Origin of the sequence: Faecalibacterium sp. (genome assembly GCF_052358865.1) — a bacterium.
Lineage (GTDB): Bacteria > Bacillota > Clostridia > Oscillospirales > Ruminococcaceae > Faecalibacterium > Faecalibacterium butyricigenerans.
In genome coordinates this window covers 1-21,805 of record NZ_DAWCVJ010000017.1, presented here as the reverse complement: position 1 = coordinate 21,805, position 21,805 = coordinate 1, and the positions used below count along the sequence as shown (strand labels likewise).

The 21,805-nt window shown below is 62.4% G+C and carries 27 protein-coding genes; 22 read left to right on the top strand and 5 right to left on the bottom strand.

The features are described 5' to 3' along the window. Position 1 precedes the first annotated feature (1 nt). From rplU to ACT8X9_RS04660, 4 genes are all read left to right on the top strand, one after another. The gene (gene rplU, locus ACT8X9_RS04675) at positions 2-313 is read left to right on the top strand and encodes a 50S ribosomal protein L21 (protein ID WP_015563947.1); all 312 of its coding nucleotides are present in this window, start codon (positions 2-4) and stop codon (positions 311-313) included. Positions 314-330: 17 nt separating this feature from the next. Continuing rightward, positions 331-582, top strand: coding sequence for a 50S ribosomal protein L27 (gene rpmA / locus ACT8X9_RS04670; RefSeq protein ID WP_015563948.1), 252 nt, complete (start codon positions 331-333; stop codon positions 580-582). Positions 583-779: 197 nt separating this feature from the next. After that, positions 780-2,063, top strand: a complete 1,284-nt coding sequence (obgE, locus tag ACT8X9_RS04665; protein WP_249233101.1) for a GTPase ObgE — start codon at positions 780-782, stop codon at positions 2,061-2,063. Positions 2,064-2,073: 10 nt separating this feature from the next. Then, positions 2,074-2,478 carry a Mini-ribonuclease 3 gene (locus tag ACT8X9_RS04660; RefSeq protein WP_249233098.1) on the top strand — a complete coding sequence of 135 codons (405 nt, stop codon included), beginning with the start codon at positions 2,074-2,076 and terminating at the stop codon, positions 2,476-2,478. A gap of 80 nt (positions 2,479-2,558) precedes the next feature. Here ACT8X9_RS04660 and ACT8X9_RS04655 read toward each other — a convergent pair whose 3' ends face one another. Further along, the gene (locus ACT8X9_RS04655; protein WP_444268275.1) at positions 2,559-2,756 is read right to left on the bottom strand and encodes a hypothetical protein; all 198 of its coding nucleotides are present in this window, start codon (positions 2,754-2,756) and stop codon (positions 2,559-2,561) included. Positions 2,757-2,863: 107 nt separating this feature from the next. On the opposite strand from ACT8X9_RS04655, the gene ACT8X9_RS04650 reads away from it, so the two are divergent. From ACT8X9_RS04650 to ACT8X9_RS04615, 8 genes are all read left to right on the top strand, one after another. Next, complete coding sequence (locus ACT8X9_RS04650) at positions 2,864-4,408, top strand: RsmB/NOP family class I SAM-dependent RNA methyltransferase (protein ID WP_444268274.1); 1,545 nt, start codon at positions 2,864-2,866, stop codon at positions 4,406-4,408. A 172-nt stretch (positions 4,409-4,580) separates the two neighbouring features. Next, a complete protein-coding gene (locus ACT8X9_RS04645) occupies positions 4,581-5,318 on the top strand; it encodes a YebC/PmpR family DNA-binding transcriptional regulator (protein ID WP_227621143.1) in 738 nt (245 codons plus the stop codon). A 322-nt stretch (positions 5,319-5,640) separates the two neighbouring features. Continuing rightward, positions 5,641-6,369, top strand: a complete 729-nt coding sequence (locus ACT8X9_RS04640) for a CpsB/CapC family capsule biosynthesis tyrosine phosphatase (protein WP_444268273.1) — start codon at positions 5,641-5,643, stop codon at positions 6,367-6,369. Continuing rightward, a complete protein-coding gene (locus ACT8X9_RS04635; protein WP_412591234.1) occupies positions 6,366-7,385 on the top strand; it encodes an LCP family protein in 1,020 nt (339 codons plus the stop codon). The genes ACT8X9_RS04640 and ACT8X9_RS04635 overlap by 4 nt, the downstream gene beginning before the upstream one ends. 33 nt (positions 7,386-7,418) lie before the next feature. Further along, positions 7,419-8,204: a YveK family protein gene (locus ACT8X9_RS04630; RefSeq protein ID WP_249233093.1), complete on the top strand. Its 786-nt coding sequence runs from the start codon at positions 7,419-7,421 to the stop codon at positions 8,202-8,204. A 16-nt stretch (positions 8,205-8,220) separates the two neighbouring features. Continuing rightward, positions 8,221-8,949 carry a CpsD/CapB family tyrosine-protein kinase gene (locus ACT8X9_RS04625; RefSeq protein WP_444268272.1) on the top strand — a complete coding sequence of 243 codons (729 nt, stop codon included), beginning with the start codon at positions 8,221-8,223 and terminating at the stop codon, positions 8,947-8,949. Positions 8,950-8,966: 17 nt separating this feature from the next. Continuing rightward, complete coding sequence (locus ACT8X9_RS04620) at positions 8,967-9,455, top strand: hypothetical protein (RefSeq protein ID WP_444268271.1); 489 nt, start codon at positions 8,967-8,969, stop codon at positions 9,453-9,455. 249 nt (positions 9,456-9,704) lie between these two features. Continuing rightward, positions 9,705-11,429, top strand: coding sequence for a PASTA domain-containing protein (locus tag ACT8X9_RS04615; protein ID WP_444268270.1), 1,725 nt, complete (start codon positions 9,705-9,707; stop codon positions 11,427-11,429). A 271-nt stretch (positions 11,430-11,700) separates the two neighbouring features. Here the strand turns inward: ACT8X9_RS04615 and ACT8X9_RS04610 are convergent, their stop codons facing one another. From ACT8X9_RS04610 to rpmB, 4 genes are all read right to left on the bottom strand, one after another. Next, positions 11,701-12,534: a sugar phosphate isomerase/epimerase family protein gene (locus tag ACT8X9_RS04610; protein WP_444268269.1), complete on the bottom strand. Its 834-nt coding sequence runs from the start codon at positions 12,532-12,534 to the stop codon at positions 11,701-11,703. An 18-nt stretch (positions 12,535-12,552) separates the two neighbouring features. Then, positions 12,553-13,308 (bottom strand): esterase family protein, encoded by a 756-nt coding sequence (locus ACT8X9_RS04605; RefSeq protein WP_444268268.1) that lies wholly within the window; start codon positions 13,306-13,308, stop codon positions 12,553-12,555. A 19-nt stretch (positions 13,309-13,327) separates the two neighbouring features. Then, positions 13,328-13,504: a DUF4250 domain-containing protein gene (locus tag ACT8X9_RS04600; RefSeq protein ID WP_227621152.1), complete on the bottom strand. Its 177-nt coding sequence runs from the start codon at positions 13,502-13,504 to the stop codon at positions 13,328-13,330. Positions 13,505-13,580: 76 nt separating this feature from the next. Next, positions 13,581-13,769, bottom strand: a complete 189-nt coding sequence (gene rpmB, locus ACT8X9_RS04595; RefSeq protein WP_005932647.1) for a 50S ribosomal protein L28 — start codon at positions 13,767-13,769, stop codon at positions 13,581-13,583. A gap of 195 nt (positions 13,770-13,964) precedes the next feature. Between rpmB and ACT8X9_RS04590 the strand changes: the two genes are divergently transcribed. The 10 genes from ACT8X9_RS04590 to ACT8X9_RS04545 all read left to right on the top strand — a co-directional run. Then, the gene (locus ACT8X9_RS04590; RefSeq protein ID WP_249233087.1) at positions 13,965-14,639 is read left to right on the top strand and encodes a site-2 protease family protein; all 675 of its coding nucleotides are present in this window, start codon (positions 13,965-13,967) and stop codon (positions 14,637-14,639) included. Continuing rightward, positions 14,639-15,370 (top strand): segregation and condensation protein A, encoded by a 732-nt coding sequence (locus ACT8X9_RS04585; protein WP_249233086.1) that lies wholly within the window; start codon positions 14,639-14,641, stop codon positions 15,368-15,370. The genes ACT8X9_RS04590 and ACT8X9_RS04585 overlap by 1 nt, the downstream gene beginning before the upstream one ends. After that, on the top strand, positions 15,367-15,909 hold the full coding sequence (gene scpB / locus ACT8X9_RS04580; RefSeq protein ID WP_227621155.1) for an SMC-Scp complex subunit ScpB: 543 nt from the start codon (positions 15,367-15,369) through the stop codon (positions 15,907-15,909). The genes ACT8X9_RS04585 and scpB overlap by 4 nt, the downstream gene beginning before the upstream one ends. Next, a complete protein-coding gene (locus tag ACT8X9_RS04575) occupies positions 15,906-16,634 on the top strand; it encodes a DUF2953 domain-containing protein (RefSeq protein ID WP_444268267.1) in 729 nt (242 codons plus the stop codon). The genes scpB and ACT8X9_RS04575 overlap by 4 nt, the downstream gene beginning before the upstream one ends. Before the next feature lie 85 nt (positions 16,635-16,719). After that, on the top strand, positions 16,720-17,127 hold the full coding sequence (ytfJ, locus tag ACT8X9_RS04570; protein ID WP_227621157.1) for a GerW family sporulation protein: 408 nt from the start codon (positions 16,720-16,722) through the stop codon (positions 17,125-17,127). 105 nt (positions 17,128-17,232) lie between these two features. Beyond that, the gene (locus ACT8X9_RS04565; RefSeq protein ID WP_444268266.1) at positions 17,233-18,069 is read left to right on the top strand and encodes a pseudouridine synthase; all 837 of its coding nucleotides are present in this window, start codon (positions 17,233-17,235) and stop codon (positions 18,067-18,069) included. A gap of 158 nt (positions 18,070-18,227) precedes the next feature. Continuing rightward, complete coding sequence (locus ACT8X9_RS04560) at positions 18,228-19,547, top strand: carboxyl transferase domain-containing protein (protein WP_444268265.1); 1,320 nt, start codon at positions 18,228-18,230, stop codon at positions 19,545-19,547. A 50-nt stretch (positions 19,548-19,597) separates the two neighbouring features. After that, positions 19,598-19,981, top strand: a complete 384-nt coding sequence (locus ACT8X9_RS04555) for a biotin/lipoyl-containing protein (protein ID WP_444268264.1) — start codon at positions 19,598-19,600, stop codon at positions 19,979-19,981. A gap of 16 nt (positions 19,982-19,997) precedes the next feature. Next, a complete protein-coding gene (locus tag ACT8X9_RS04550; RefSeq protein WP_227621160.1) occupies positions 19,998-21,401 on the top strand; it encodes an oxaloacetate decarboxylase subunit alpha in 1,404 nt (467 codons plus the stop codon). A 208-nt stretch (positions 21,402-21,609) separates the two neighbouring features. Further along, on the top strand, positions 21,610-21,805 hold a 196-nt coding region (locus ACT8X9_RS04545; RefSeq protein WP_444268263.1), incomplete at its 3' end, for a YicC/YloC family endoribonuclease.

Below are 21,805 nucleotides of genomic sequence, written 5' to 3'. Positions count from 1 at the left end.
AATGTACGCAATCATTGTTACCGGCGGTAAGCAGTACCGCGTGGAGCAGGGCGACATCGTCTACATCGAGAAGCTGGACGTTGAGGCCGACTCCGAAGTGAAGTTTGATCAGGTTCTCGCTATCGGCGAGGAGGGTTCGGTCAAGGTTGGCGCTCCTGTTGTTGAGGGCGCTTCCGTTTCTGCTAAGGTCATCAAGAATGGCAAGGGCAAGAAGCTGAACATCATCACCTATCGCGCAAAGAAGCACAGTGCTCGCCGCATGGGCCATCGTCAGCCCTTCACCAAGGTTGAGATCACTGCGATCAACGGCTAAGTAGGAGGTATATTACAATGGCACATAAAAAGGGCGTAGGCAGCACCAAGAATGGCCGTGATTCTGCGGCTCAGCGTCTGGGCACCAAGCGTGCAGATGGTCAGTTCGTTCTGGCCGGCAACATCCTCGTTCGCCAGCGCGGCACTCACATCCAGCCGGGTGAGAATGTCGGCAAGGGCAGCGATGATACCCTGTTTGCTCTGGTCGATGGCACCGTTCGTTTCGAGCGCGTGGGCAAGAGCGGCAAGAAGTGCAGCGTCAAGCAGTAACTTCTTCCTAAAATCTGCAACACAGAGAGCCGGACCCTCGTGGCCCGGCTCTTTTTGATGAATTTCTTCTTCCTTGATCTGGCTCCCCTCGCTGGGGGAGCTGGCCGCGCCAAAGCGCGGACTGAGAGGTTATTTTCCAATAAAAGCGCAAAGAATAAGCGCTGAGAAGAATCTTTTCTGAGAACAGGAGGGCCTGTATGGCAGCACAAACCAATTTTATCGACATCGCCACCATCTGGCTCCATGCGGGCAAGGGCGGCGACGGCGCTGTGAGTTTCCATCGTGAAAAGTTCGTGGCCGCTGGCGGCCCGGACGGCGGCGACGGCGGACGGGGCGGCGACATCATCTTCGTCGTGGACGACCACCTCACCACCCTGATGGACTTCCGCTACAAGCGCAAGTACACCGCTGACGAGGGCGGCAAGGGCGGCGCGAGCCTCTGCCACGGCAAGAACGCCGAGAACCTTGTCATCAAGGTGCCGCTGGGCACCGTCATCAAGGACGCCGAGAGCGGCCTTGTCATCGCCGATCTGTCCGACCACACCCCCGTGACCGTGGCCAAGGGAGGCCGGGGCGGCTATGGCAATGCCCATTTCGCCACCCCCACCCGCCAGATCCCCAAGTTCGCAAAGCCCGGTATGCCCGGCGAGGACATTCAGGTGACGCTGGAGCTGAAGCTGATCGCAGATGTGGGCCTCATCGGCTTCCCCAATGTGGGCAAGTCCACCCTCATCTCCACCATCAGCGCCGCCAAGCCGAAGATCGCCAACTACCACTTCACCACGCTGGTGCCCACGCTGGGCGTCGTGTCGGTGGGGGAGGGCGCAAGCTTTGTCTGCGCCGACATCCCCGGCCTCATTGAGGGTGCCAGCGAGGGCATCGGTCTGGGCCATGACTTCCTCCGCCATGTGGAGCGCTGCCGCCTGCTGCTCCATGTCGTGGATGTCTCCGGCAGCGAGTGCCGTGACCCCATCGAGGACTTTGAGAAGATCAACGAGGAGCTGGCAAAGTTCAGCCCTGCGCTGGCCGAGCGTCCCCAGATCGTGGTGGGCAACAAGTGTGACCTCGCCACCGAGGAACAGATCGACACCTTCCGCAGGTATGTGGAGGAGAAGGGCCTGACCTTCGTGCCCATCTCCGCCGCCACCATGCAGGGCGTGAGGGAGCTTCCGGGTCTGGTCTACAACCGCCTGAAGGACATCCCTGCCATCCCCGTGTTCACCCCCGAGTACAAGAAGCCGGAGGCAAAGGCTGGCAGCCGCGAGTTTACCATCAAGCGGATGGAGGCTCATGTCTGGAGCGTGGATGCGCCGTGGCTGGAGTATATCCTTGCCGGCAGCAATGTGGACGACTACGAGAGCCTGCAGTATTTCCAGCGTCAGCTGGGCGAGAGCGGCATTCTGGACGCTCTGGTCCAGAAGGGCGTGCAGGAGAACGACACCATCCTCATCGGCGAGTATCAGTTCGATTATATCTTCTAAGAGGTATCCTATGAACGAACCCGAAAAGATCGACCCCCGGGAGCTGAGTCCGCTGGCGCTGGCCTTTGTGGGCGACAGTGTGCTGGAGCTTCTGGTGCGGCAGCGGCTGGTGGAGCACCACCGGCTGTCGGCGGGAAAGCTCAACGCCGAAAAGGTCAAGTACGTCTCGGCCCGGGCGCAGTTCCGGGAGGAGCAGCTGTTGGAGCCGCTCTTCACAGAGGACGAGCTTGCCGTCTTCAAGCGGGGCCGCAACGCCAGCAAGGCCAGCGTCGCCAAGCACGCCTCCCCGGAGGAATATCGTGCCTCTACCGGCTTCGAGTGCCTGCTGGGCTGGCTGTATCTGAACGGCCAGCTGGGCCGGGTACAGGAGCTGTTCGAGACGCTGTGGCAGTCCTTCGACCCCAACGAGAAGTAAGAAAAAACGCGAAAGCCCACTGCTTTCTGCACTGGGGAACAGTGCAAGGAGAGCAGTGGGCTTTTTGGGGTCACTCCGCCTTATCGGCTGTTGCGGGCGGAGTTGTGGGCCGAGTTCTTGCCGCCCTCATCGTCGGCACCCTTGGTGTACTGGTTGGGGTGCTTGTGCTCGTTGGTGGCAGAGTTCTGGCTGGAATTGGTGGTGCGGCTGTTCGTCTGATTGGTGGTGCGGTTCTGGTTCTTGCAGTTGGTGCTGCGGTTCTCGCTGCGATTTTCCATCGTATCGTCGCTCCTTTCGATTTCGGGAGGCGCTTTGCGCTCCCTGCCCATAGTTTGACCGGCTGCGGCGGCTTTATGCACCGCAGCCCGAAGGAGGTTTTGCAAAAATGCCTGCCGAATATTTTGAAGCCCGGGAACGCGCCCTGCTGGGCGAACGGTACGAGCGGCTCTACGCCGCCCCGCAGGAGACGTCGGCCCGGGGCGTGACCGTCTCCGCACTCCGCACGACCCCGGAGGAGTTTGCGGCCCGGGCAGACTTCCCGCTCCGGCCCTCGCCCTTCTGCAAGGCGGCGTTCGTGGTGGAGTGTCCCGACTTCAAGCCGGGACGCCACCCCTATCATCACGCAGGCGTCTTTTACTCGCAGGAGCCGTCGGCCTCGTCCGCCGCGCCGCTGCTGGGCGTCCGGCCCGGGATGCGGGTGCTGGACCTGTGCGCCGCCCCCGGCGGCAAGAGCAGCCAGCTCGCCGCCGCCCTGCGGGGGCAGGGGCTTCTGGTCAGCAACGAATACGTCGCGGCCCGGGCGGAGATCCTGAAGAGCAACCTCGAGCGGATGGGTGTGCCCAATGCTGTAGTGCTCAACGAGACGCCCGCCCGCATCGCGGCGGCTCTGCCGGAGTTTTTTGACCGGGTGCTGGTGGACGCGCCCTGCTCCGGCGAGGGAATGTTCCGCAAAGAGCCTGCCGCGCTGGCCCAGCACTGTGAGGCGCTGGTGAAGCAGTGCGCGGAGCTTGGCGCAGACATCCTCGACAGCGCCGCCGCGGCCCTTGCGCCGGGCGGGGAGCTGGTCTACTCCACCTGCACCTTCGCACCCGAGGAGGATGAGGGGCAGGTGGCAGCGTTCTTACAGCGCCACCCGGAGTTCGCGCTGGCCGATGTGCTGGGCCATGTGGACTACACCTTCGGCAGCGAGGGCGAGGCCAACCGCACCGGCGGACTGCCGCTGGACGTGAGCAAGGTGCGCCGTATCTGGCCCTGTCAGGGCGGCGAGGGCCACTTCATGGCCCGGCTGGTCAAGGCGGGCACGCCCCGCGCCCTGCCTGCCCCCGGCGGGTACACGCCGGAAGAGCAGCTCTGGCTGGCCGCTGCCGCCGAGGCGGGCCGAAAGGCCAAGGGCGGCAAGCCCCAGAAAGGCGGCCGGCCTGCCGATGCCCGCAGCGCACGGCGGGAGAACAGCCGCGCCTGCCGGGAGGCCGCACAGGGCCGCAGCGTCCGCAGCCGGGACGGCGGGGCAGGGGAGGCAACGCCCGCCCAGAGCCTCGTCGCGTGGCGGGAGTTCGCGGAGGAATATTTCCCGGAGCTGGCCGGGCGTCCCGCCGTGGTGCATGGCGGAGGCGTCCTGCTTCCGGCGGCTTTCCCCCAGACGAATCTCCACGTCCTGCGGGCGGGCGTCTTTGTGGGCAGCGTGCAGAAGGGCCGCTTCGTGCCGGAGCACCATCTGTTCACGGCCTTCGGCGCGCTCTGCAAGAACCGCGAGGAGCTGACCCTCGCCGACCCGCGGACCGTGGAATACCTCTCCGGCCGGGAGGCCGAAGCCCGCACCGCCGCCGACGGCTGGTGCTGCGTGACGGTGGACGGCTGGCCGCTGGGCGGCGGAAAAGTGTCCGGCGGCAGGGTCAAAAACCACTACCCCAAGGCGCTCCGGCTGCTGTAAAACGCAGTTTTTGGCAGAATAGGCCCGAAAACCAGCAGCACAAGGCTTGAACGCCGATGGCTGTTGTGATAGAATAATAGAGTTAGATTTTGTGTGCTGCCACAATGCGGGCGACCACAGCCCGTCTGCCCGCAGGCGGAGATCACTGATAAAATACAGGAGGCTCTTTCCCATGTCTGGACATAGCAAATGGAACAACATCAAGCGCAAGAAGGAAAAGACCGACGGCGCAAAGGCAAAGGTCTTTACCAAGATCGGCCGCGAGATCAGCGTCGCCGTCCGCACCGGCGGCCCCAACCCCGCTTCCAACAGCAAGCTGGCAGACCTGATCGCCAAGGCAAAGCGTATGAGCGTGCCGAACGATAACATCCAGCGCATCATCAAGAAGGCCGAGGGCGGCGATAAGACCGAGTACGAGGCAATCACCTACGAGGGCTACGGCCCCGGCGGCGTCGCTGTCATGGTGGAGACCCTGACCGACAACCGCAACCGTACCGCTGCCGACCTGCGCCACTACTTCGACAAGAACGGCGGCAATCTGGGCGCTATGGGCTGCGTGGGCTTCCTGTTCAGCCAGAAGGGCGTCATCGACATCTCTCTGGAGGACAAGGACGCCGACGAGGCCATGATGGACGCTCTGGATGCCGGTGCAGAGGACTTCGACGCAGGCGAAGAGGCTGCGGAGATCACCACCGACCCCGAGAACTACTCCGCTGTCGTCAAGGCTCTGGAGGAGAAGGGCTACGAGATCCTCTCCGACGATCTGGCCATGGTCCCCATGACCACCACCCGCCTGACCGACCCCGACCAGCTCAAGCTGATGGGCAAGCTGCTGGATGCCCTCGAGGACAACGACGACGTCCAGAACGTCTGGCACAGCCTCGAGAACGAAGAGGATCTGCCGGAATAAACTTCCGCAGGCCGGAGGAATGCTGATTTGAAGCCGTTTTTTGTACTGCAAAGCACAGAGAGCGGCTTTTTGGCTTACGAAGGCCAAAAATCGGGAGCAGTCAAATATAGCAGTTTGCGTATTTAATGCACAAGCAACATCCGCAAACTGCATATCGCAAATATGCTATTTTGATAGGCACTATTTTTGAAAATTGCGATAAAAAATGCCGTAGAGAAGCATTTCCGCGGAATTGCCTGTTGCATCCTAGATTTTTCTATGCTAGAATGTGAGAAAGTGAGGAAGAGAAATCCATAAAAATGCGGAAAGGCGGTGATGCGGTATGGAGACGGGAGAACTGATCGAGCTGCACGCCCATATCCTTCCGCAGATGGACGACGGAAGCGAGAGCGTGGAGACGTCGCTGGCGATGCTTCAGGCGCTGGCCGGGATGGGGGTCGGGACGGTCTGTGCGACCTCCCACTACTACGCCCGGGAGAACAGCGTCACCATGTATCTGGCGCGGCGGGCAGCGGCCCTGAACGCGCTGCACAGCGCTATCCCAGCGGGGAGCAGCCTGCCCCGCATCCTTCCGGCGGCGGAAGCAGCCTATTTCCGGGGGATGGAAGAACATCACCCGGAGCGGCTCTGCATCGAGAACACCCGCACCCTGATGCTGGAGATGCCCTTTTCGGAGTGGACCGACCAGCAGGTGGAGACGGTGGCGGTGCTGTCGCTGGATCTACATTTCAATGTCGTCCTCGTCCATCCCGAGCGGTTCTGCTTCAGCTCGAGCAACCGCCGTCGGCTGGAAGAGCTGGCCAAGCTGCCGCTGGCCCTTCAGGTGAACGCGGATACCCTGCTCCGCTGGGGGACTCGTCGGCAGGGGCTTGAGCTTCTGGAACTGACGGCGACGCCGCTGCTGGGCAGCGACTGCCACGACATGACCAAAAGACCGCCAAATCTGAAAGGGGGAAGAGAGATGGTGCGGCGCAAGCTGGGCGAAGCGTTTCTTGCACAGATGGATGAGAACGCCCGTCGGCTGACGGCACCGACTCTCGCGCAAGTGTGAGGTTCCGAGAGGAAAAACGACTCCGCCGGAAGGACGCCCTCAAGGCGGGCGTGGCGGCGGCCGTGGCGCTGGCACTGCTGGCCGGCGGCGCAGCGGCCCTCCATTTCTGGGAGAACGACCGCTATGCGACCGGCTCCGACGAGGTGGGCAGCGCCGTCATCGCGGCCCCGGAGGAGCAGAAGGAGATCACCTACGACGGCAGCACCTACCGTCAGCGCTCCGGCCTTGAGACGTACCTGATCATGGGCATCGACGTCAAGGGCAAGGCCGTGGCCGTGGACAGCTACGAGGGCGGCGGACAGGCCGACGTCCAGATGGTGCTGGTGGTGGACGACGCCAACAAGACGTGGCAGGTGCTGCAGATCAACCGCGATACCATCACGAAGGTGCCGGTACTGGATGTTCTGGGCGGGGTGGCGGCGTATGCCGACGAGCAGATCGCGCTGGCCCATTATTACGGCAATGGCCGGGAGAACAGCTGCGAGAACACCGCGCTTGCCGTCTCGATGCTGCTGGACGACCAGCCCATCGACGGATATTTTGCATTGAACATGGACGCCGTGGGCATCGTCACCGACCTTGTGGGGGGCGTGACCCTGACCGTCACCTCGGATTTCTCTGAGATCGACCCCACGCTGGTGCAGGGCGAAGAGGTGACGCTGGACGGCGAGAAGGCGCTGACCTATGTGCGCAGCCGCCACCACATCGACGACCAGACCAACATCGCCCGCATGGCCCGTCAGCGGCAGTTCCTCGCCGCGCTGGAAGAAAAGCTCCGGCAGCAGGACAGCCAGTTCGCAGCCGAAGCCTATACGGCGCTGGAGGACTACATGGTGACGGACATCGCCAGCGGCACGGCTGCAAAGATCGGCGAAAAGCTCAAGCAGTACAAACAGCTCGACACCCTGACCATCGACGGCGAGAACGTCATCGAGAACGGCTACTGGGCCTACCATCTGGACGAGTCCAGCCGGGAGGCGACCGTCTTACAGCTGTTTTATGAAAAAGTACGATAAGGGAATAGGAAACTGGAAAGGTAGGATCAATCAGTGGGCAAGGAACAACAGGCACTCAATCCGGCGGCCATCAACGGCGCAGAGACAGAAGAAGAGATCGATCTCGTAGAGGTATTCTACCTGCTGTGGGGGCACATCCTGCAGATCATCGCCTGCTTTCTGGCGGGCGCACTGCTGGCGTTCGGCTTTACGTATTTCTTCGTGACGCCGATGTATCAGGCCTCGGCCAGCATCTACATCGTGTCTGCCTCCAACAACTCCATCGTCAACCTGACCGACCTGCAGATCGGCTCTCAGCTGACGGCGGACTATCAGGAGCTGATGCTCAGCCGTCCGCTGCTGCAGGATGTCATCAAAAATCTGGATCTCGACACCAACTACCGCAGCCTTGCAGGGCAGGTCAGCATCACCAACACCAATGACACCCGCATCCTCAAAGTGACCGTCACCGACAGCGACCCCGAGCGGGCGGCAGACATCGCCAACGAGCTGATCAAGCAGGCCCGCATCTACCTGCCCGAGATCATGGAGACGGAGACGCCCAACGTGGTGGAGGACGCTGTGGTGCCCACCCAGAAGTCCAGCCCCAGCTACGCCAAGAATACGGTGCTGGGCGCACTGCTGGGCGCTGTGCTCTGCTGCGGCGTGCTGCTGGTGCAGTACCTGATGAAGGACAGCTTCGATACGCCGGACGATGTGGCCAAGTATCTGGGCGTCCAGCCGCTGGCTACCATCCCGGAGGTCGATCTGGGCAGCTTCAACCACAATGACACCAAGAAGAAGAGCGCCTTCCGCTGGAACGACGTGATGAGCAGATAAGAGGGGGAGAACGACCATGAATAAGCTTCAAATCGGCAAGATGCCGCAGCTCCCCTTCGAGGTGAGCGAGGCCATTAACCAGCTGCGCATCAATCTGAGCTTCTGCGGCAGCGATGTCAAGACCATCATGATCACCAGCAGCACGCCCAACGAGGGCAAGAGCTTCGTGACCATGCAGCTGTGGCGGATGATCGCCGAGCTGGGCACGTCCGCCGTCCTCATCGACTGCGATTTCCGCAAGTCGGAGATGCGCAGCAAGTACGGGATGTCCACCTCCGGCCAGCTCATCGGCGGCGTCCATTATCTGGCGGGCAAAGCCGAGCTGGATGACGCCATCTATGAGACCAACGTCCCCAACGGGTATATCATCCCGGTGGCAAAGACCGTGACCAACCCCGCTATCCTGCTGGAAAGCGAGCGCTTTGCGCAGATGATCGAGCATTGCCGCCAGCGTTTCGGTGTCGTGCTCATCGACACGCCGCCCCTCGGCAGCGTGGCCGATGCCCTGAACATCGCCACCCACTGCGACGGCACCGTTCTGGTGGTGCGCGGCGGTGAGACGCCCCGCAAGGTCGTGGGCGATTCGGTTCAGCAGCTCAAGCGCACCGGAGTGCCGCTTCTGGGCGTCGTGCTGAGCCGTGCAGAAATGAATAGTAAGTCGAGCCTGTATTATAAACGCTACTACAAGTCCGGCTACTATTATAAAGGATACGGCAGCGAGAGATCGCAGCCTGTCCAGAAATAAATATGGAGGTAATCGTTATGAAAAAGAAATTCGTAGTAGCAGTCGCCGCTGTGGTGATGGCCGCTGTCATGAGTGTTTCTGCTTTCGCAGCCGACGGCGTGATGGCACCCAGCATCACCGGCGACGCCACCGGCCCTGCCAGCGAAATTTTTGTTCCTCAGTCTAACGCTGAGGCCAGCGCAACGGCCAACGCTGCTTATAATACCCTCGCTTCTACCGAGGGCAGCGTTGCCGATAAGCTGACTGCCCTTGCAGGCAGCAAGGCTACGACTGACGCAGCCGCCGCAGCAGGCGTCAAGTCTGCAAATGACCTGTCCGTCCGTGCCATCGGTGATGTCAAGGTAGAAGGCGAAGTCTCGGTCAGCGTCAATGGGATCGGCAATGTTGCAGTCGTCATGTATCTGGACAGCAACGGCAGCTGGGTGGTCACTACCGCTCGCGTTGTGAATGGCCGCGTCATCTTCAGCGTGCCTTACCCCACCACCGTCGTCATTCTGTCTGTCTAAAACGGACTCCTGAGCAGCATTCCGGGCAGGAGGGGGCGTTTATCTCCGGCCCGAAACGGCTCTGAGGGATGGGAAAGACCCAACCGAATGAAAAGGCCCACGGCTTCGTGCTCTCTGCACGGGCCGGGGGCCTTTTTGTGTTTGCGGAAAGAAGAGGGGGCTTTTTGGGGCGGTTAAGAAAGGGCGATACCATTTTTGCGCAGGCTATGCTATAATAAAAAGGAAACAAGAGGATGGGGAGGGGCCGACATGGAGCGAAAGCGCATTTGTCCATACTGTATGCAGGAGCTGGAAGAGGGGAGGGCACAGTGCCCCCACTGTGGCCGGGAGCTTGCAGGGCGAAACCCGGCGGGCAGTCTCCCCGCGGGCACGGTGCTGGCGGGTCGGTATACGGTGGGGGACATCCAGAGCGTAGACGGCGAGGGCATCCTCTACCGGGGCGTCGAGAACACCGGGCCGTTCCGCGTGACCATCAAGGAGTATATGCCCCTGACGCTGGCCGCAGAGCGGGGGAAGGACTGCATCCTCCGCCCGAAGCCCGGCAGCGAGGTGCTGTTCAAGACCACCCGGATGGACTTTGCCGACCTCTACCGCTTCATCCAGCGCATCACCCCGGCCAACGGCCTCGAGGCGGTGCTGGACGTCTTTGAAGAGAACAACACGGTCTACGCCGTCATGGAGAACCCCGGCGGCTGTCCGCTCCAGAAGTGGCTCGAAGAGCACGGCACTGTGACGCCGCAGCAGGCCTGCGCGATGCTGGAGCCGGTGTTCCGGGGGGTGGAGGCCATGCATCAGGTGGGGCTTGTGCACCGGGGCATCTGCCCGGCCAACATCCGCATTCTGGACAATGGCCGCGCCCGGCTGACGGGCTACGCGACGGTGGGCCTGCGGACGGCGGGCAGCGGCCTCCACGAGCAGCTGTACGAGGGCTACTCGGCCCCGGAGCAGTATTCCACGGCGGAGTTCGAGGGCCGCTACACCGACGAATACAGCCTTGCGGCGGTGTTCTACCGGATGGTCTGCGGGGTAAGCCCCGTCCCGGCGGCCCAGCGCCTCGTCTCCGACTCCAACCCCAAGGCCCGCACCGTCTCCTCGGCTGTGCCGCCCTACGTCTCGGAGACGCTGTATCTGGGCCTCCGCCTCAAGCCGGTGGAGCGCATCCAGACCGTCCAGCAGCTCTTCCGCGCCCTCTCGGAGCGGGAGTATGCCGAGGAGCTGGCCCGGAGTCTGGCTCCCCGGACGTCTCCCGCCCCGCAGGAGTCGAGAGCGCCCGCAAAGGCCGAGCTGCTCAGCGTTCGCAACCTGCTGGCCGGCATCCTCATCCTGCTGAGCGTCCTCATCGTGCTGATCCTCTGGGGGATTCTGAGCCGCCAGAACGACGCCCGCCCCGCGCCGTCGGCCTCGGAGCCGGACTCCGTCAGCGAGGCCGCCAGCGAGGCCGCCAGCGAGCCGGTAAACGACGAAACCGTCGCCCTGACGCCAGATTTCGTGGGCCGCGACTATGACGCGGAGGTGCGGAACAACCGCAGCTATATCAACGACTACCTCTTTTATGTTACGCTGGAATACAGCAACACGGTGGAGAAGGGCCGCATCATCCGGCAGACGCCGGAGGCGGGCGAGGTCATCCAGAAGGGGGACACCATCAGCCTCGTGGTCAGCCGAGGCCCCCAGATGATGGAGATGCCCGACATCATCGGCCAGACGCAGGACAGCGCCGTGCAGGAGCTTGCCGCCAAGGGGCTGAACGCCACCTGCTTCACGGTGGTCAACGACGGCTCGGAGGCCGCAGGCTGTGTCGTCTCGGCCAGCGAGGACGCCGGGACGATGGTGGAGGTGGGCACCACAGTGGTGCTCTATATCGCGGGCGATGCCGCCGCCGATGCCCCGGCGGGACCGGAAGCGCCTTCGGATACCGGGACGCCCGCCGGCGGGGATGCCGCGCAGGGCGGCATGGAATACGATACGGATTAAACAAAAAACATCTGCAATACGGTCTTCGGGAATCGAAGAAGTGTTGCAGATGTTTTCGGTTTTATGAAAAGCCTCTCCCTTTGGGAGAGGTGTCATCGCTTGCGATGACGGAGAGGGCAAGCCCGGCACGAAAGAGCCGCTGCACAGCGATAAGCAGGCTCTTTGTCAGAGCGATACTATCGCAGTGTAAGAGCTGTTTGGCAGCATCCTTGCCCTCTCAGGCGCCTGCGCGCCAGCTCTCCCAAAGGGAGAGCCTTTCGTGGGCGGGGCTTCAGAAAAAGCTCTTCATGAACGCAATATCGCTGGCGGCGCGGGCCGGGACAGCCTCCTCCCGCAGGACGGGGAGGACGGGCTGGGGCAGGGCGCGCAGCATCTCGAAGCCGCCTTTGTAGTCCACGCAGGAATCCTCGAGGCTGGTGGAGTAGAGAGTGCCGTCGGGCTTAAAGTTCTGGCCCTTGAAGTGGACGGCCACGATCTTATCGCCGTACCAGCTGCCGACCTTGTCCCAGATGCGGCGCTGGGTGTCCACCGAGGCGTTCTCGGGGCCGACGTAATTCGCAAGGTCGCAGATGACCCGGAGGTTGGGGCTGGCGATGGTGTCCAGCACCATCCGGACGGCCTCGGGGGTGTTCATGGAATGGTAATAGACGCACTCCACCGCGAAGAGCACGCCCTGCTCTTCGCAGACGGGGATGATCTCGCCGAGGCTGCGAAGCAGGGCCTCCTGCGCCTCTTTGCGGCTCACGGTGGGCTGCTTTGCCATATTGGTGGTCTCGCTGCCCATACAGCCGGCCCGGAGAGCCTTTGCCACCGGCACCTGACTCAGGGCCTTCGCCACCTCAGCGCGGCGCTTGTCCTCGTCTGCATAGCCCAGCTCGACGTAGGTGCCGTCTACGGCGATGGACACGCCGCTCTTCTGGACGGCGGCGTTGGTGGCGTCCACCAGCGCAGGGGTCACGTCTGCATAGCTTCTGACCCCCTCCACGGCCTTGGTGTAGGCCAGCTGGGTGCAGCGAAAGCCTGCGTCTCCGATGGAGCAGAGCAGCTCTTCCACACTGTGACGGCCAAAATCGTGGCTTCGTGCGCCGACGATAAATTCAGACATCCCGCATCCTCCTTACGCTCAGCCGAACAGGCGCTCGGCAAACATCCCGAACTCCTTGCCCCACCAGTACCAGTCGTGGGAGACATCGCCGCCCCAGACTTCGAGGTGGCAGGGCAGGCCGGTCTCCTTCAGGGTGTCGGCCAGAGCCTGCGTGTCGGCGAGGGCGTCGCCCTCGTAGCCGCCCTGACCCACGCAGAGCAGGAGGGCATTCTCCTCGGCCTTGGCCAGCAGGTTTTTGTTACAGATGCCGTTCTTCCGCAGGGCGGCGAGGGGGCTGCTGCGGAGGACAAGGTCGTCCTCACAGCCGCCGAGGAAGCGGCCCATGTCGTACAGGCCCGACAGACCCACCGCGCCCGCAAAGACCCCGGGACGGCGCAGGCGGCACTGGACGGCCTGATAGGCGCCGGTGTCCACGCCGGCGCACCAGATGAGGGGAGGCTTTTTGGCCTCCGGGGCGTTCAGCGCGGCGATGCGGGGAGCCAGCTCGGCAGTCAGGTAGACGAAATACTTTTCCTGCATCTCGGCCCGGCGGCGGGGCGTCTCATGGCCCGCCAGCAGGCTCTCGGCGTCGATGCTGTCGGCGCAGAAGAGCTGAATCTTTCCCTCGTGCAGCAGCCGTGCTGCGGCCTCGGGCATCCCGTTGTTCTCCCAGTCGTAGAAACGGCCGCCCCGGGCGGGCAGTGCCAGCACCGGCACGCCGCCGTGGCCGTAGACCTTGAACTCCATCGCGCGGTCGAGCACCGCGCTCCACTCTTTGTAATAAGTGCCTTCCATCCTGAAAAGCTCCTTCCTGTCAGATGAATTGATTGCGTGCTGCGTCGTAGGCGTAGCCCACGGCGGAAAGCGTCTTGCACAGGGCGTCTCTGTCTGCGTCCATGTCGTCGCAGAGGGCGTCGAGGCTGGGGTAGAAGTCGCGCAGCTTGAGGTTGACCACGCTCAGCAGCATGATCGGGTCGCTCGGCAGTGCCATCTCAATTTCCTCCCAAAGTCCGGTGATAAAATAAAAAGCCGGCCACTCGACAAAGTGACCGGCAATACGCATCAGCTTAGACAGCGCGGGTGACTTTGCCAGCGCGCAGGCAGCGGGAGCATGCGTAGATATACTTGGGAGAACCCTCCACGACCGCCTTGACACGACGGACATTCGGCTTCCAGGTACGGTTGGAACGGCGATGAGAGTGAGAGACCTTGATACCGAAGGTAACACCCTTGCCGCAGCATTCACACTTAGCCATGGTACTTGCACCTCCTACAGTGAAGTTATGGAATCAAAATAATCAGCTTGACTATTTTACCAGAACAGCCGCCAAAAAGCAACCCCCTTTTCAATTTTTTTGCGGCTTTTTTTCGTCTGAGGCCCAAACGCTTGTCTAAATACGAAAAAAATAGTACAATAAACTCGTATATCTTATAGAAAACAGGAGAACACCATGACCCCAAGAATGTTTTATACCCTCGCACGGGTGCTGGCCGCTCTGACCGTCATCCCCTTCCACGAGGCAGGCCACGCGCTGGCTGCATGGCTGCTGGGCGACCCCACGGCCAAGCAGCAGGGGCGGCTGTCGCTGAACCCTTTCCGCCATTTTGACCTGCTGGGCACGCTGTGCATGGTGTTTGCGGGCGTGGGCTGGGCAAAGCCTGTCTCCACCGACCCCCGCAACTTTAAAAACCCCAAGCAGGGCATGGCCCTCACCGCGCTGGCCGGCCCGGTGGCGAACCTAATTTTGGCCTACCTGTCGATGGTGGTCTGGAAGCTGCTCTATTATTGGGCACCCGTCAACGAAGCGACGATTTTTTTGGCGCTCTTCCTGCAATACTTAGTGTACATGGATGTGAGCCTCGCGGTGTTCAACCTCATCCCCGTGCCCCCGCTGGACGGCAGCCGGGTGCTGCTGGCGGTGCTGCCCGAGCGCATCTACTTCGGGATGATGAAGTATGAAAAGGTCATCCTTGTGGTGATGCTGGCGGCGGTCTGGAGCGGCGTTCTGGACGGCCCGCTGAGCGTGATGAACAGCGTGGTGTGGGACCTGCTGGACGCAGGCACCCAGTACATCGACAGCATCGCCTATTCGGCCTACTACGCATCTCTGGGGGCGGTGATCTGATGGCGGAGGAGCTTACCTTTCATCTGGAGGAGTTCGAGGGGCCGCTGGAGCTGCTTCTGGCGCTGGTGACGAAGCACAAGATGGACCTGCACAACATCCCCATCCTTGCGCTGATCGACCAGTACACCCGCACCGTGGAGGCCGCACAGGCCGTGGACCCTGACGTTTCCAGCTCCTTTATCGAGATGGCGGCCCACCTCGTGGAGATGAAGAGCTACCTGCTGCTGCCCCGCAGCACCGAGGGTGAGCGGATGAAGCAGGAGCTGACCGGCCAGCTCATCGAGTACGACCAGTGCCGCCGGATGTCGGCCGCGCTCCGCGCCGCCGCCGAGGCGTCGCCTACCTTCGTCCGCCCGCCGCTGCGGCTGGAACGGGACGAGACTTACGCTCTCAACCATCTGCCGCAGGTGCTGGCCGACTGCTGGGAGGGGCTGATGGGCCGCACACCCGCCCGGCGCGTCCCGACGCAGGCGGTCTTTGAGCCGCTGGTGGCCGCCCCGCAGGTGTCGGTGAGCAGCCGGGTGGTGTACATCCTGCGCCGCCTCATCGCGGGGGGCGCGGCCCGGATGAGCCAGCTCTTCGCCCGCAGCCAGAGCCGCAGCACCAACGTGGCCACCTTTCTGGCGCTGCTGGAGCTGGTGCGCGGGGGGCGCGTCACCCTCGGCCCGAAGGGGGAGCTGGCCATGCAGCGGGGACGCCTGCCCCGTGAAAAGGCAAAGGAGGAAGAATGAACCAGAAACAGACCAAAGCCGCCGTCGAGGCGATGCTTTTTGCGGCGGGCGACCCGGTAAGCGCCGATAAGCTCGCCGCCGCCGTCCAGCTGCCTCAGACCGCAGTGGAGACTGCGCTGGAAGACCTGCGCGCCCGCTATGCCCGGGAGGATTCGGGCCTCTGCCTGCTCCATCTGGACACCCGCTGGCAGCTGGCCACCAAGACCGAGTGGGCCGACTGCGTCCGCCGCCTGCTGGACGCGAGGCGCTCGGTGCCCCTCGGCCCGGCGGCGATGGAGACGCTGACGGTCATCGCCTACAATCAGCCCGTCTCCCGCGCCTTCATCGAGCAGGTGCGCGGCGTGGATTCCTCGTCCAGCGTCAGCAGCCTGTTGCAGAAGGGGCTCATTGAGGAGGCGGGCCGCCTTGATCTGCCCGGCCACCCGGTGAGCTTCCGGACAACGGACGTTTTCCTGCGGTGCTTCGGCCTTTCCTCGCTGGCGGACCTGCCGCCCGTGCGGGGCCAGAACGAGGGAGCGGAAGGGGAGGCGGTCCGATGATGGCGGTGCTGGGGGCGCTGGGCTGGCTGCTGCTGACCCTGCTGAAGATCGTGGGCATCCTGCTCCTTATCGTATTGGTGCTGCTGGCCCTCGCCCTGCTCTGCCCGTTCTGCGCCGACTTTTGCTGGGAGAACGGCGTCGTGACGATCTGGGCCGGTGTGCCGGGCATCACCCTGCCGGTGTTCCGGTGGCCCGCCCCGCCGCCTGCGGGACCGGAGGAGCCGAAGGGCTTTTTCGGGAAGCTGAAGGCGAAGCTCCGGGCCAGCCGCGCGGAGCGGCGGCGGAAAAAAGCCGCCGAACGGGCCGCGAAAGAGGCGAAGAAGCCCAAAAAAGAGACGCCGCCCCGCAAGAAAGCGAAGCTCACCCTCAACATCCTCGTGACCATCCTGCGGGGGGCAGGGCGGCTGACGAAAGCCGTCTTCGGCTCCCTGCGGGTCACGAAGATCCGGGTCTGCCTCGGCGTCCGGGGCGAGGACCCCGCCGAAGCCGCCCGCGCCTACGGCAGGCTGAATGCGTGGCTCTACCCGTCTCTCGGCGTCATCGACCGCTTCGTCTACCTCGACTTCGAGGAGCTGCGCATCCTGCCGGACTTCGGCTCTGCCGAGCCGACGGTGGCCGACCGCGTCTCGTTCCGCCTCAGCGCCCGGCTGCTGTTCATCGTCGCAGCGGCGGTGCGGGTCCTGTACGAGTTCTGGCACGAAAAAGTGCTGGACGTCTTCCTATAAAATGTGTTACAATAAACTCGTATGGTTATCCTTTGAAAAGGGAGCCTGCGGGTTTCCCGGAAAATAATAAGAGGAGGCCGATTTTATGGCTGAGCATCCGATTCAAGGTTTAATGAACGTCACAATGGACAAGATCCGCCAGATGGCAGACTCCAACACCATCATCGGCAAGCCCATCAAGACCGACGACGGCACCACCATCCTGCCGGTGTCCCGCATCTCCTTCGGCTTTGCGTCCGCAGGCACCGACTTTGACGGCAAGAACGCCGCCAACAAGGACCTGTTCGGCGGCGGCAGCGGTGCGGGCGTCAACATCCAGCCGGTGGCTTTTCTGGTGGTGAAGGACGGCTGCGTGCGCACCATCCAGCTGTCCGACGGCTCCAACACCATCGACCGCGCCCTGACCATGCTGCCCGAGCTGGTGGACAAGGTCAGCGCTCTGCTGAAAAAAGAGGAGAAGCAGGGGACTGCCGCTCCGAAAGCGGAGGAATAAACCCATCTACGCCGTACCTACGGCCCGCCCGGGCCGCAGTGACTGAACTGAGGCTGCCCAAGCAGCCCTATTTGAGCGCCGGGAGGCGCACAAGGAGATTTTATTATGGCAGAAGAACGCATCCAGAAGATCATGAGTGAGCAGGGCCTGTGCTCCCGCCGCGCCGCCGAACAGATCATTGCGGAGGGCCGCGTAAAGGTCAACGGCCACCCCGTGAAGGTGGGCGACAAGATGGCCCCCAACCGCGACGTCCTCCATGTGGACGACGAGCGCATTTATATCCAGAAGAACCAGCAGCTGTACTATCTGGCCCTGTACAAGCCCCGCGGCTATGTCACCACCGCCAGCGACGAGCTGGGCCGCAAGACGGTCATGGACCTCGTGACTGACATCCCGGCCCGCCTGTACCCCGTGGGCCGTCTCGACAAGGACAGCGAGGGCCTGCTGCTGATGACCAACGACGGCGCATTCGCACAGGCCGTCACCCACCCGTCGGGCGGCATCTCCAAGCTGTACCGCGTCACCGTCCAGCCCCGGGCCGACGAGAGCCAGATCCTGAAGCTCAGCTCCGGCGTCGTGCTGGATGACGGCACCAAGACCATGCCCTGCGCCATTAATGTCGTCACCGACGAGCCGGGGCGCACCGTCATGGAGATGACCCTGAAAGAGGGCAAGAACCGCGAGATCCGCCGGATGTGCGAGGCAGTGGGCCTCGAGGTCATCCGCCTGAAGCGGAACGCCGAGGGCGTCGTCAAGCTGGGGATGCTTCAGCCCGGCAAGTACCGTGAGCTGACCAAGGCAGAGGTGAACGGCCTGCGTGCCGCTGCGGCCAAGGGCCGTGCACAGACCCGCTCGGCAGCGCTGCAGTCCAAGGCAGCGGCCCGCCGCCCCCGCGGCCCGGTGGGCGGGAACAAAGCCGCCGTCAGCAAAAAGCGCAAGTAAAGCGGCTTCTGGGCAATGTGTCCGATATTTCCTCTCTTTTTGCCAAACTTGTGACATTCTCTGAAAAAAAGGAATGGAACAAGGCTTGAGAATCTTGGGGAAATCGGGTATAATATACCTAATTTTGAAACTCACACAGATAAGCAGGAGGTCTTACCATGGCTTCAAAGAGTACCAAAGGAGAAATCCTCGCCAAGTTTTTTGATGACGGGGAATACACCGCTCTGTTTGCGGACGGCGCGGTGAGCGCTGCCAGCGGCTATGCTGCCGGTCAGCAGGCTTACGCCGTCTTCCAGAACGGCGAGGCTGTTTCGGTCAAGGACGTTGAAAAGAACATCAAGGTCCTTGAGCTGGCTGCCCAGACGGGCTGCCCGGTCGTCACCTTCTACGACTCCGTCGGCGCAAAGCTGGCTGAGGGTCTGGACGTTCTGAACGCTTCCGCCAAGCTCAACGCCACCATCGCCAAGGTGTCCGGCGTCGTGCCTCAGGTGGCCGTCGTTCTGGGCGTCTGCGGCGGCACCAGCGCCCTGAGCGCTGCCAACGCAGACGTCTGCATCATGGCAGAGGGCGCAGAGCTGTTCTTCACCGCTCCCTTCACCGCCGCTGCCAAGGGCGACAAGGTGGCTGACGCCGGCTCTGCCGCTGCTGCCGCAAAAGCAGGCGTGGCCGCTATCGTGGCCGCTGACGCTGCTGAGGCTGCGGAGAAGGCCGCCCACATCGTGGGTCTGCTGCCTGCCAACAACCTGACCGGCCCCGCCATCTTCGAGTTCGAGCAGCCCGCCGCTGTTCTGGCTGCAAATGCCGAGCCGGCAAAGGCCGCTGCTGCCCTCATCGATAAGGACAGCGCTGTGGAGATGTACGCCGGCTTCGGCAAGAGCGTCTACACCGCCTTTGCCACCATCGGCGGCAACGCTGTGGGCGTCGTGTCCACCGGCAAGCAGCTGTGCCACAACTGCGTGGCCAAGGCTTCCCGTTTTGTCCGCCTGTGTGACGCATTCAGCGTCCCGGTGCTGACCATCGTGAACACGGAGGGCTTCGTGCCCAGCACCACCGACGACATCGCCGGCGGCATCCGTGAGGCTGCCCGTCTGGCTGCGACCTATGCCGATGCTACCACCGCCAAGGTCGCGCTGATCGCCGGTAAGGCCGTTGGCCCTGTGTACACCGCACTGGCCGCAGCCGACCTGAAGATCGCCGTCAAGGGCTGCACCGTCAGCGCCCTCGAGCCTTCCGCAGCCGTCTCCGTGCTGTACAAGGACGAGATCGACGCCTCCGACAACATCGTCGCCGCCACCAAGGCCAAGGCTGCTGCCTATGTGGCTGAGGTCTGCAGCGCAGACGCTGCTGTGGCCGCAGGCGCTGCTGACATGACCTGCGAGGCCGCCAACGCCCGCGCAAGCGTCGTGGCTGCTTTCGAGCTGCTGAGCACCAAGCGTGCTGCCCGTCTGCCCAAGAAGCACGGCAACATGGCTCTGTAAGAAAACGTACATCTAACGAATCGATTTGGATTTTTCAGGAGGATTCTTCCATGAAGTACTACAACATTTCCGTCAATGGCGTTGCTTACAGCGTCTCTGTCGAGGAGACCGCTGCCGGCGCTGCTCCCGTGGCTCCTGCTGCTGCACCCGCACCCAAGGCCGCTCCGGCTCCTGCCGCCGCTGCTGCTCCCGCCGCACCCGCTGCTCCTGCTGCCGCAGGCGCTGTTGAGGTCAAGGCTCCGATGCCCGGCAACATTCTGGACGTCAAGGCCGCTGCCGGCGCTTCCGTCAAGGCTGGCGATGTGCTGGTCATCCTCGAGGCCATGAAGATGGAGAACGAGATCGTTGCTCCTCAGGATGGCACCGTTGCTTCCATCAACGTGCATAAGGGCGACACCGTCAACTCCGGTGACACTCTGGTTTCCATGAACTAAGAGAGAGGTGACAACAATGGCTAAAAAGCCCATCAAGATCACGGAAGTCGTCCTGCGCGATGCCCACCAGTCTCTGTTGGCCACCCGTATGACGATGGACGAGATGCGTCCCATCCTGCCCGAAATGGACAAGATCCCTTACTTCTCCGTCGAGTGCTGGGGCGGTGCGACCTTCGACAGCTGCATCCGCTTCCTCGATGAGGATCCGTGGGAGCGTCTGCGCATCCTGCGCAAGGAGCTGCCCCACCAGAAGCTGCAGATGCTGTTCCGCGGCCAGAATATGCTGGGCTACCGCCCCTACGCGGACGACGCCGTCGAGTACTTCGTCAAGAAGTCCGTCGCAAACGGCATCGACGTCATCCGCATCTTCGACGCACTGAACGATGCCCGCAACCTGCAGACTGCCATCAAGGCCGCCAATAACGAGGGCGCACACGTTCAGGGCTGCATCAGCTACACCCTCAGCCCCGTCCACAACAACGAGTACTACGTCAAGTACGCCAAGACCCTCGAGGAGATGGGCGCAAACTCCATCTGCATCAAGGATATGGCCGGTCTGCTGACCCCCTACACCAGCTATGAGCTGGTCAAGGAGCTGAAAAACACCCTGTCCATCCCTGTGGACATCCACAGCCACTACACCGCCGGTCTGGCTTCCATGTCCCTGCTGAAGGGCATCGAGGCAGGCGCGGACATCGTGGATACCGCCATGAGCCCCCTGAGCGGCGGCACCAGCCACATGGCCACCGAGAGCCTCGTCGCCGCCCTGCAGGGCACCGATTACGACACCGGCCTCGACCTCAAGCAGCTGAATGTCGTGCGCGCATACTTCGCAAAGCTGCGTGAGAAGTACATCGCCAACGGCCAGATCAGCCCCAAGTCTCTGGGCGTGGACGCAAACACCCTGCTGTATCAGGTGCCGGGCGGTATGTTCTCCAACATGCTCAAGCAGCTGAAGGATGCCGGCAAGGAAGACAAGCTGGACGAAGTGCTGGCTGAGATCCCCCGCGTCCGCGAGGATGCAGGCTATCCTCCGCTGGTCACTCCCACCAGCCAGATCGTCGGCACGCAGGCTGTCTTCAACGTCATCCTCGGCGAGCGCTACAAGATGGTCACCAAGGAGTTCAAGGGCCTCGTCCACGGCGACTACGGCAAGACTCCGGCTCCCATCAGCCCCGAGTTCACCAAGAAGATCCTCGGCGACGAGAAGCCCATCACCTGCCGCTTTGCTGACACCCTCGCACCTGAGATGGACAAGCTGAAGGCTGAGGCTGCAAAGTGGGCTACGCAGGAAGAGGACGTCCTGACCTACGCCATGTTCCCGCAGGTCGCTCCCAAGTTCTTTGAGAAGCGCAATGCCAAGGCACAGGGCGTGGATGCAGACCATGCAGATTTTGCAAATAAGTCTCATCCCGTCTGATAAAACAGCATAAGCACCCAAGCCCCTCGCAGTGCTGCGGGGGGCTTTTTGCGTCCACTTTTTTATCTTCCCGGCTTGCAAAAAAGCGGCTATCAGAGTAGAATAATAACATATGTATCGTAACATGGGCTTGTGTACCCAAACGCGGATACATATACCGTGATCTGTCCGCATATCCACCCATAAAAAGAGAGGGAACGTACCGCATATGATCCTGAGCATGACCGGTTTTGGCCGGGGGACTGCTGTGTGCAATGGCCGCGAGATCGCGGTCGAGCTGCGCAGCGTCAACTCCCGGTATTTCGAGTATTCTTCCCGCATTCCCCGCAGCTGCAACTACATGGACAGCCGCGTGAAAAAGCAGCGCGACGAGCGGGTCTCCCGCGGGAACGTCGAGCGGAGGA